This is a genomic window from Macromonas bipunctata (assembly GCF_002837135.1).
Taxonomy (GTDB): domain Bacteria; phylum Pseudomonadota; class Gammaproteobacteria; order Burkholderiales; family Burkholderiaceae_C; genus Macromonas_A; species Macromonas_A bipunctata.
Window position 1 is genome coordinate 2277 of sequence record NZ_NWBQ01000049.1, and the last position, 7868, is coordinate 10144.

9 protein-coding genes are annotated in these 7868 nt (G+C 45.2%); 5 read left to right on the forward strand and 4 right to left on the reverse strand.

Annotated elements, in window-relative coordinates:
* Positions 1-102: 102 nt before the first annotated feature.
* Entirely contained in the window at positions 103-669 is a 567-nt protein-coding gene (locus CON76_RS07505; protein ID WP_101102750.1) for a recombinase family protein, read from the reverse strand.
* A 493-nt stretch (positions 670-1162) separates the two neighbouring features.
* Here CON76_RS07505 and CON76_RS07510 point away from each other — a divergent pair, with 493 nt between their 5' ends.
* Genes CON76_RS07510 through CON76_RS12860 form a run of 5 tightly spaced genes read left to right on the forward strand, consistent with a single transcriptional unit; the run spans position 1163 to position 5295 of the window.
* Positions 1163-1597, forward strand: coding sequence for a type IV pilin protein (locus CON76_RS07510; protein ID WP_101102751.1), 435 nt, complete (start codon positions 1163-1165; stop codon positions 1595-1597).
* A 15-nt stretch (positions 1598-1612) separates the two neighbouring features.
* Positions 1613-2086, forward strand: coding sequence for a pilus assembly FimT family protein (locus tag CON76_RS13845; protein WP_101102752.1), 474 nt, complete (start codon positions 1613-1615; stop codon positions 2084-2086).
* Positions 2061-2471, forward strand: coding sequence for a hypothetical protein (locus CON76_RS12850; protein ID WP_145995376.1), 411 nt, complete (start codon positions 2061-2063; stop codon positions 2469-2471). Before CON76_RS13845 ends, CON76_RS12850 begins: the two co-directional genes overlap by 26 nt.
* 12 nt (positions 2472-2483) lie before the next feature.
* Positions 2484-3149: a PilW family protein gene (locus tag CON76_RS12855; protein WP_145995377.1), complete on the forward strand. Its 666-nt coding sequence runs from the start codon at positions 2484-2486 to the stop codon at positions 3147-3149.
* A 31-nt stretch (positions 3150-3180) separates the two neighbouring features.
* Complete coding sequence (locus CON76_RS12860; protein ID WP_145995378.1) at positions 3181-5295, forward strand: hypothetical protein; 2115 nt, start codon at positions 3181-3183, stop codon at positions 5293-5295.
* Positions 5296-5490: 195 nt separating this feature from the next.
* Here CON76_RS12860 and CON76_RS07525 read toward each other — a convergent pair whose 3' ends face one another.
* The 3 genes from CON76_RS07525 to CON76_RS07530 form a co-directional block, all read right to left on the reverse strand.
* Positions 5491-6675 (reverse strand): RNA-guided endonuclease InsQ/TnpB family protein, encoded by a 1185-nt coding sequence (locus CON76_RS07525; protein ID WP_205758203.1) that lies wholly within the window; start codon positions 6673-6675, stop codon positions 5491-5493.
* 107 nt (positions 6676-6782) lie between these two features.
* Positions 6783-7133 (reverse strand): hypothetical protein, encoded by a 351-nt coding sequence (locus CON76_RS12865; protein WP_145995379.1) that lies wholly within the window; start codon positions 7131-7133, stop codon positions 6783-6785.
* A 274-nt stretch (positions 7134-7407) separates the two neighbouring features.
* On the reverse strand, positions 7408-7767 hold the full coding sequence (locus tag CON76_RS07530; protein WP_240592804.1) for a hypothetical protein: 360 nt from the start codon (positions 7765-7767) through the stop codon (positions 7408-7410).
* Positions 7768-7868: the final 101 nt, after the last annotated feature.

Consider the following 7868-nt stretch of genomic DNA (forward strand, 5'->3'; position numbering starts at 1 on the left):
CAAGGCAGCGTATCTCCTGATGTCTTCAGTATAGCGCAGCCTAGCAAGCTAGTCAAGGAGCCGCGCTACATATCTCAGAGAAATGCATTAAATAGAATGATATTAACTTATTACCGTAATATCTTTCAGCTTTGACAAGCTCCGGTACAGTGTTGCCCTAGACACGCCAAGGTGGGTTGCGACCTCGGTTGCTGGATTGCCAGCGTCCACCAGCTGCTTGGCTGCGGCCAGCTTTGACTCGGACATCTTGGGTTTTCGTCCACCTTTTCTACCGCGTGCGCGAGCTGCTGCTAGGCCAGCATTTGTTCTTTCTCGGACGAGTTCGCGTTCCATTTGGGCGAGGGCTGCCATCATGTGAAAGAAAAATCGACCAGCTGCAGTGGAAGTGTCGATGCTGTCTGTAAGTGAGCGGAACTGAACACCTCTTTTTTGAAGTCCCTCCACCAGTTCGATGAGGCCTTTGACTGAGCGCCCCAAGCGGTCCAACTTCCACACTACAAGGATGTCACCTTCTCTAACGTAGGCCAAGGCTTCGTCAAGGCCAGGTCGGACTTTGGCTGAGCTGACCTTGTCAGTGAAAACTTTTTCGACCCCAGCCTGGCGCAAGGCATCGAGCTGTAGCTCCAGTTTTTGGTCTCCTGTGGAGACTCGGGCGTAACCAACCAGCATGACAAGCTCCTGTTGTCTCAAAACTTGTTGGAGTATAGCCTCTTGATACTTTGAATATGAGATGGATTTTGCGACGAGGAGGGCTTGACGGTGGAGCTACTTTTGTTTGGTGAGGCTGGTTGTTGTCTCAAAAACGGTCATTTTTAAGACTATATCTCACTACGATAATACCGTATGCTCGTAATATCGTAGTACTGTGGCCTCAAGCACCGACCTTAAGCAGCCAGATTGCGACCTTCATACCTACCACCACCGCAGAAGCACTCTGAGATGAGTCGGAGATTTACTGGCAACGCGGCATCTGCGAGAATACCAATGGTTTGCTGCGCCAGTACCTAAGCGTGCATTCACAGGAGGAACTCGATGGGATTCGGATAGCCTGCTGAACAACCGGTTCCGTGCGACGCACAACTTTAACCCAGCTCGCGGTCTATGAGCACGTACTCAAGAATCTGTAAATCGCTTCTCTTTTTATCCTTTAAAAAAATCAAAAATGAAAAATAATCATTTAAAGCAACGAGGCTTCACTTTAATAGAAGTGATGGTGGTTGTTGCCATAATTGGAATTATTACGGCAATTGCATTGCCTTCCTATCAACGCTATATAGCATCACAAAAAATATCTGCTGCTGGAAATGATTTGGTAGGTTTGGCTATGAATATGGAAAATTATCTCCAAAATTCGACAACATATCCCGCTACTGCGTCCGGGGTGACTAATATTCAGTCTTCACTGCCTGGCTGGGTACCCGCCCAGAAAGCAGATTTTAGCTATGCAATAACTGCAGTCAATAATACGGCCGTACCACCAACTTACACTGTACAAGCTACCGGTACTTCAACGATTGTCAGTGGGTGTGTTGTAACTTTAACCAGTACCAATACACGAACATTGGCATCTTGTCCAAATGGAAATTCTACTTGGTAATTTCATTATTTAAATATGCTTCATATTCGAAACCTCGAAAAAGGCTTTACTTTATTAGAATTAATAGTCTCCTTAAGTTTAATGGTGGCATTGGCTCTACTTACGAGTTCTTTGGGAGGAACATGGATACAAACTGCAAATGTAACTCGTGCCCAGGGTGTACTACAGCGCGCCTATTCTATGACAAAAAATACAGCCCTGGCAAATTCTGCAGCCAAATCTAGCATTGAGGCTGCGGCTATTTTATGCTTCAACTCTTCTGAGTTGAAGGTATTTAGTGGGGAATCGTGTAATAGAGGTGTTCTGATATGGCAAAGTGCCTTGCCTTCTGGTGTTACAATTACCCTGGGTGGAACCACCCCTAGCTGTTTAGCACTGACTAATATGGGAGCTCTAGTTAGTACGACCAATGCAGGGAATTGCGTTACATCGGTTAATTACTCTATTACAGCGGGACTTGCTAATGTCACTAACAAAATCCTCTATTAAACACTCGCAAATTGGTGATGTATTGTTAGAGGCTGTGGTAGGAATGTTGATTGCTGGAATTGTTGTGATGGGAACAATCTATGCTGTTGGCCGTGGTTCTAATGCTCAGTATGTCAATAATTTGAAAGGACAGATTGTTGATGCTGTGAGAGGAATGCTTATTGCACAAGGAGTATCTGCTTGCGGCACCAATGTATCCTTGATTGTAAATTCAAAAGTATATACTGCAGTAGTTTCATGTACACCGTACACCAATGTAACGGCTTCATTTCCTGGTTTATCAGGGACTACTCCAGTTACAGTTCCTACGACGCAGGCACAATCTATTTCAGTGAGTGTAAGTGTACCTGATGTCGGTGGAACCATCGTTATTGGGGATAACTAAAAAAGACTGCAAATGAAACGCCACCACATTCAAAATGGATTTTCTCTCATTAGTTTGATGGTGGGAATTATTGTTTCTATGGTAGCAATAATAGGTTTACTGTTTTCGTATAAAAGTCTGTTGGCAAATGCAAGCTCTGTAATCACCAAGGCATCCACATCTAGTCAAAGTTCGACTAATGCAATATTGGTTGCACGGAATTTACAACAAGCTGGCTGGGGTGTAGGGGCAGCGGCAACTCCGCCAGGAGGGGTTGCTAACACAGATGTAGTCTTATTGAGTTCTGCTATTTTAGCAGGTACAACCCTCACCGGTACCCCCGTTACTTTATCAACCGCATCAGCTTCAGGAAATGCGTTAATCTGGGATACGAAAATCAATGGTGCATTGTCTTGTTCAGCGCTAGTCTGGAGTAACGGTGGCCTTACCCTAATTGGACCCATATCTTGCATTAATGCAGCAGCGTGGTCTTCATTAATTTGGCCGTTATCTAGTCAAACTCCATTAAATATACCTAACACATTTAATGATGCGAATTTTACGGCACAAAGAACCACATGCTGGCCTTATAATGCTGGTTTGAGCCCCCAATCCGGTTTGTTGGTAACATTAAACTATAATGGTAGTCCGCCTGATAGTCCGCCGGTCGATATATGCTTATCCAATATACCTAATTAATTAAAAATTTATGCGGCAGAATCAAATATCTTTGAAATATACTGAGCAGCGCGGTGCTGCAACGCTGCTTTTTATAATAATGGCAGCATTTGCCTTAATGGCAGTTACAGCGCGTGTTCTTAATGCTGTTTCCTCTGCTCAAAAATCTTTCTATACTGAGCACATTGCAACACAAGCTGAGTTAACTGCTTGGAATGGTGTTAATGTGCTTGCTGCGGCTGTGGCTACATTACCAACTACAACAACATTGGAATCTTTAACCCCGAATTCAATTGTTACATTAAGTAATGTTCCGGGTGTTTCTGCGCTCTATGTGGGGCCTGATGAATCTAATACGTATGCAGTATTTCAGGTGACAGGCTCTAGTGCTGGAGCTAACTCCGTGCTTAAAGTTGTATATTCACTACCAATTGCCGCACAAGTAGGTACCGGTGGCGGGTCTAGTTCGTCCATTAGTGGTTTTGTAAACGGTATGACTTTGAGAGGTAACACCACTCTTCAAGGAAATGTGACTTACACAGGCTCTGTACCTACCAACCTCTCTGTCGTCGGAGGTAGCTTAACCTTGAGTGGTTCCGTTTCTGGGTTGAATGAAGTTTGCGCAACCGGGGATGTTACCGTTAACTCTGCAATTTCTGTTAATGCAATTTGTGCAAATGGCAATGTTGTATTAAATGGGGCCGCATCAGCTAGTTCTATATCAGCAATAGGAAGTGTGACCCTTTCAGGCGGAGCAGCTTCGACAATTGGCACTATTAACAGCAATTCTACTGTTACATTGTCCGGTGGTTCAGCTAGTGCCGATACAATTAATTCAACAGGCAATGTTTCTGTGTCTGGTGGGTCAGCCACAGCATCTATTATAAATACTCAGGGAAACATTAACTGGAAATCAAGTGGAACTGCAACCTTACTTAATGCCAATGGAACTGTAACTTACAGCACATCGGCATTTTCTGCTATGACAAATATTAATTCAATTGGAGATGTTAGTTTATCTACTGCACAGAACGTTTCAACAAAAGGCTCTGCATTTTTAACAGGTTACTACGGACAAGGCATTGGAGGAATATTAAATAGCCAGGGTAAGCTCAGCTGGAACAGCAATGGAAATAAAGTTAACTCTGGTACGGTTCGTAGTGTTCAAAGTACACCCTTACCACTCTCTATAAATGTAAATATTAATTCTGGCCATACTGTATCAATAACTCCTGTTACAGTCAATGCCATACCAATATATAATCCAAACACACCTACAGTTGATGCAAATGCATTAAAGGCAAGTGCCAATTTTTTATTTAATGGAGTTGACTCGAATAATAATCCTATAGTTGAAGTGCAGAATATTAGTGGAATTTCTAATGGAAATTATTTTATTGCTAAAAATTCTTCAGGTTTAAGCAATTATTTATGTGCATCTGTAAGTGGAACAAACTGTTCATCAAGCACCTTAATGAAGGTATGTCAAGGTTATTCGGACAGAAATTCATGCTTTAGTTATAGCAACAGTTCAGGTTGGGCTATAAACGGTACTACGATGTTACCCTCTGTACTGTGGTTTAATGGTAATGTCACCGTAGGTAATGGTACATGGGTCAATGCGGTGTTAGCTTCAGGTAATGTAACTACAAGTGGGTCTACAAAGATGTATGCCCCCAATTACGTTTCTTCTGGATATACATGTCAAGGAGCTGCCGACACCACACATGGTCTTTCCACGGGAGTTTCAAGTCATGGAATTTCTTCAGCTAACTACGCAACTCAGTTATGTTCAGGTTCTCCTCCGACACTTAACGGAGCAGCAATTGGTAACATTGCAATACTTGCTGGGAGTTATAATTCTGGCGTATTTTCGGGTGGAAATATAGCATTGGGCGCTTCAAATAATATTTATGGCTCGGTTCTGGCTGGACAATATTTAAGTACCAGTGGGTCTACAACTGTTTCTGGTTTATTGTTTTCGGGTGGACAAAATAGTTCGGCCACAGGTGGAAATTCTCAATCAGGTTCAACCACAATTACCACTACAGGTGGTTCTGCTTCGTATGATTCAGTGAATATTCCGTGTATGGCTAATTGTTCGAACGATACAACAACTAATCCTCCAAGCTCAACTAATAACATTATTTGGGTTGGGCCTGCCTAAGAATGGCAGGAACCAACCGGAGAACAATCAGGATGCCCACGATTTGTCACAATCAAGAGTATGCGCTTCGGTTGATTGATGGCTATCGTATGACGATATGCGGCTATTACCGTAGCAGGGCAGCAATCGACTTTGGAGCACCAACGCCAGGTGGTTGTCCCTCGATACGTCCGCTTGGTTGACGTCCTCCCCGCCCTAAAGGGCCGGGATTCCTCCTGCGAGACGGCCACGTCCGGCCGCGACTTTTGCTCCGAATGGTTCAAAAGCCTTATTCAAAATACTTTGAGGCTCACCTCGCAGCACCTTGGTATCTGCAAATTGTTGCTCCAGCCACGCCAATCCGCGGTCGCGAATATTGATGGCCGCATTGTGGTCTCGTAAATGCTTAGTGCCACAATGCTCGCAAGTCCATGAGCGAACATCCAGCTCTGCACGGCCTTTTGGCCCGCTTCGCTGGTGACACACGTGACATTCTTGCGTAGAGTAACGTTCATCGACTTCTTTGAACCATGTACCAGCCCAATGGCTTTTGTACTGCAGCATGGTTCTGTAAGCTGACCAAGAGGCGTCGAGTACCGACTTGGCCATGGTGGTTTTGGCCAATGCGGCTGCATTGACATCACCGACGAAAATAGCGCAATGCTCGTTGACTTGTTTCGTGGAGAGTTTGTGTAGGAAGTCTTTGCGTCGGTTGGCAATCTTGGCGTGAATAGCGCGCACACGCTGCTTTTTGTTGGCTCGTTGTGCGGTGGCGAGCTGCTCTTGCATGTCCCGATAGAACTTCTGTGCTGCAACTGAGCCGCCTTCAGAGTCTGTGAGAAACTCTTTGAGCCCCAAATCGATGCCCAGAGCTGCACGGGACAGTGGCACCCGAACTTCAGGCTTGCACCCCACTGCCACGGTGACGTTCAAGTACCAACGACCTCTCGCATCTTCGCTGAAAGAGCCTGTACCCAACTTGTACTTCGACAGCCCGTAAGAGTCCCAAAGTGAGAGTGGCTTGCCTGCGTACCAAACTTGACCGTTTTTGTACGTGAGGGCTGAGGCTTTGAACGGAATCCAGCCCAGTGAGCGTCGGCTGCCACGAGAGGTGCGCCAGCGCAATTTGACTTTCTTGAACTGTTTGCGCCGAGTGCAGTATTCTTCCTGTACCGCTTGTACGGTTTGAGAATGCAAGCCCAATTCAGCGCTGGCGCCTTTGGTGTAGGGCTGCATGTCGTAGGCCGACATGAACTCACGCTTGCGCTCAAAATGCTTGACGGAGAGTTCATTGCAAAAATTCCAAACAAAATTGACGGCCCTAGCGTGCTCGCGCAAAAACCCAGCGTGCTTATCTTTCAAGCGCAGCTTTAGGGTTTTGGTTTGAGTTTCTATGGCCATATTTGTTTGAAATTAGATTGAAGTATAGCACGTACCGTGTAGTTTGTTAATTGCCAATCTTTTAGCGTTAGTTTCTCGCTTATATCCCCGGCATGAATGCCGAGGTTTTACGCTCGGACTGATAAACTTCTTTGCGTTTCAAGGTTTTTGGTAAGATACTCTTGATAGAGTTCTGCATTGCCATGTTTTCGGATGGCTCTGGCATCTTCATTGATTGTATCTCTCTCTAGCTTAGAAAGTTTCAGGGTTGCGGCATCTGCTTCACTCAAAATCACCTTATCACTTAGCCACGCAAAATCATTGCGCTCAGCTAGCGTTTTAATCTCTTCTGCTAATACGGCCAAGGTCTTAAGTTCATATCCATCTACTACTCGGCCAAAAATAGGCCTTAGTGGTGAAAAATAAACACGAACAAGACAATTGGTGTCAACCACAACGAGTTGATTAGGTTTTTCCATCAAAATATGGCTTTATTTTAGTTAAAAACGTTAGATTGTAGTTGCTTTCCAGAATTTAATCTCGAAATTTTTTTGGAACCGCCTAACTTACGCTAAAGTTAATTTTTACGTAGGATGCTATACTTACATTGTAGGCACTGAGGAGCCCACTCCCGCACCTTACAGGTACCTAAGCCGGTGATGACCTCAGCAGCATTAGAGTCCAACGCCACCTGAAAGGTGGCGTTGTGCTTTCTATGGTTAACAGTTTGGTGTAAGAGAAAGCTTCGACCTATCACCGCGCTGCCTTCAACAACTCAGCGCCACCATCCCGCTTGAGCAAGTCGTACACCACATCCAAGAACAATCCCCGCGTGGACTCGTCGCTCAGCAGCTTTTGCGCCATGCTCTGGTGGCTTTGCATCGCACTGACGATGATTTGCACCGCGGCCACGGGCAAGTTGGCTTTCATGGCCTGTTCCTTGGTGTTGTTCTCGACCTGGGCCATCACCACTTTGTCGTGGCGCAGTTTCTCGGAGACATGCACCGCCAATGCTACCTTGTCGGTCTCGCTGATGCCCTTGCCAAAGGTGTTGTTGAGCTTTTCCACCAGTTCGGCCAAGTAGGCTTTCTGGGTGTCGTGTGGGTCGCGCATAAGTTGGGCACAATAAGTTTTTTCAAAAGTCGAGTTGGTATTTTTCGCCAAAGTTATCAAATACATGCTTGATGTCGCGTTCCAGCGCTTCCTTGGTGCGG

Excerpts from the sequence above, each read along its gene's own strand:
- CON76_RS07505 (WP_101102750.1), bottom strand. The coding sequence starts at position 669 with ATGCTGGTTGGTTACGCCCGAGTCTCCACAGGAGACCAAAAACTGGAG.
- CON76_RS07510 (WP_101102751.1), top strand. The coding sequence starts at position 1,163 with ATGAAAAATAATCATTTAAAGCAACGAGGCTTCACTTTAATAGAAGTG.
- CON76_RS13845 (WP_101102752.1), top strand. The coding sequence starts at position 1,613 with ATGCTTCATATTCGAAACCTCGAAAAAGGCTTTACTTTATTAGAATTA.
- CON76_RS12850 (WP_145995376.1), top strand. The coding sequence starts at position 2,061 with ATGTCACTAACAAAATCCTCTATTAAACACTCGCAAATTGGTGATGTA.
- CON76_RS12855 (WP_145995377.1), top strand. The coding sequence starts at position 2,484 with ATGAAACGCCACCACATTCAAAATGGATTTTCTCTCATTAGTTTGATG.
- CON76_RS07525 (WP_205758203.1), bottom strand. The coding sequence starts at position 6,675 with ATGGCCATAGAAACTCAAACCAAAACCCTAAAGCTGCGCTTGAAAGAT.
- CON76_RS12865 (WP_145995379.1), bottom strand. The coding sequence starts at position 7,133 with ATGGAAAAACCTAATCAACTCGTTGTGGTTGACACCAATTGTCTTGTT.
- CON76_RS07530 (WP_240592804.1), bottom strand. The coding sequence starts at position 7,767 with ATGCGCGACCCACACGACACCCAGAAAGCCTACTTGGCCGAACTGGTG.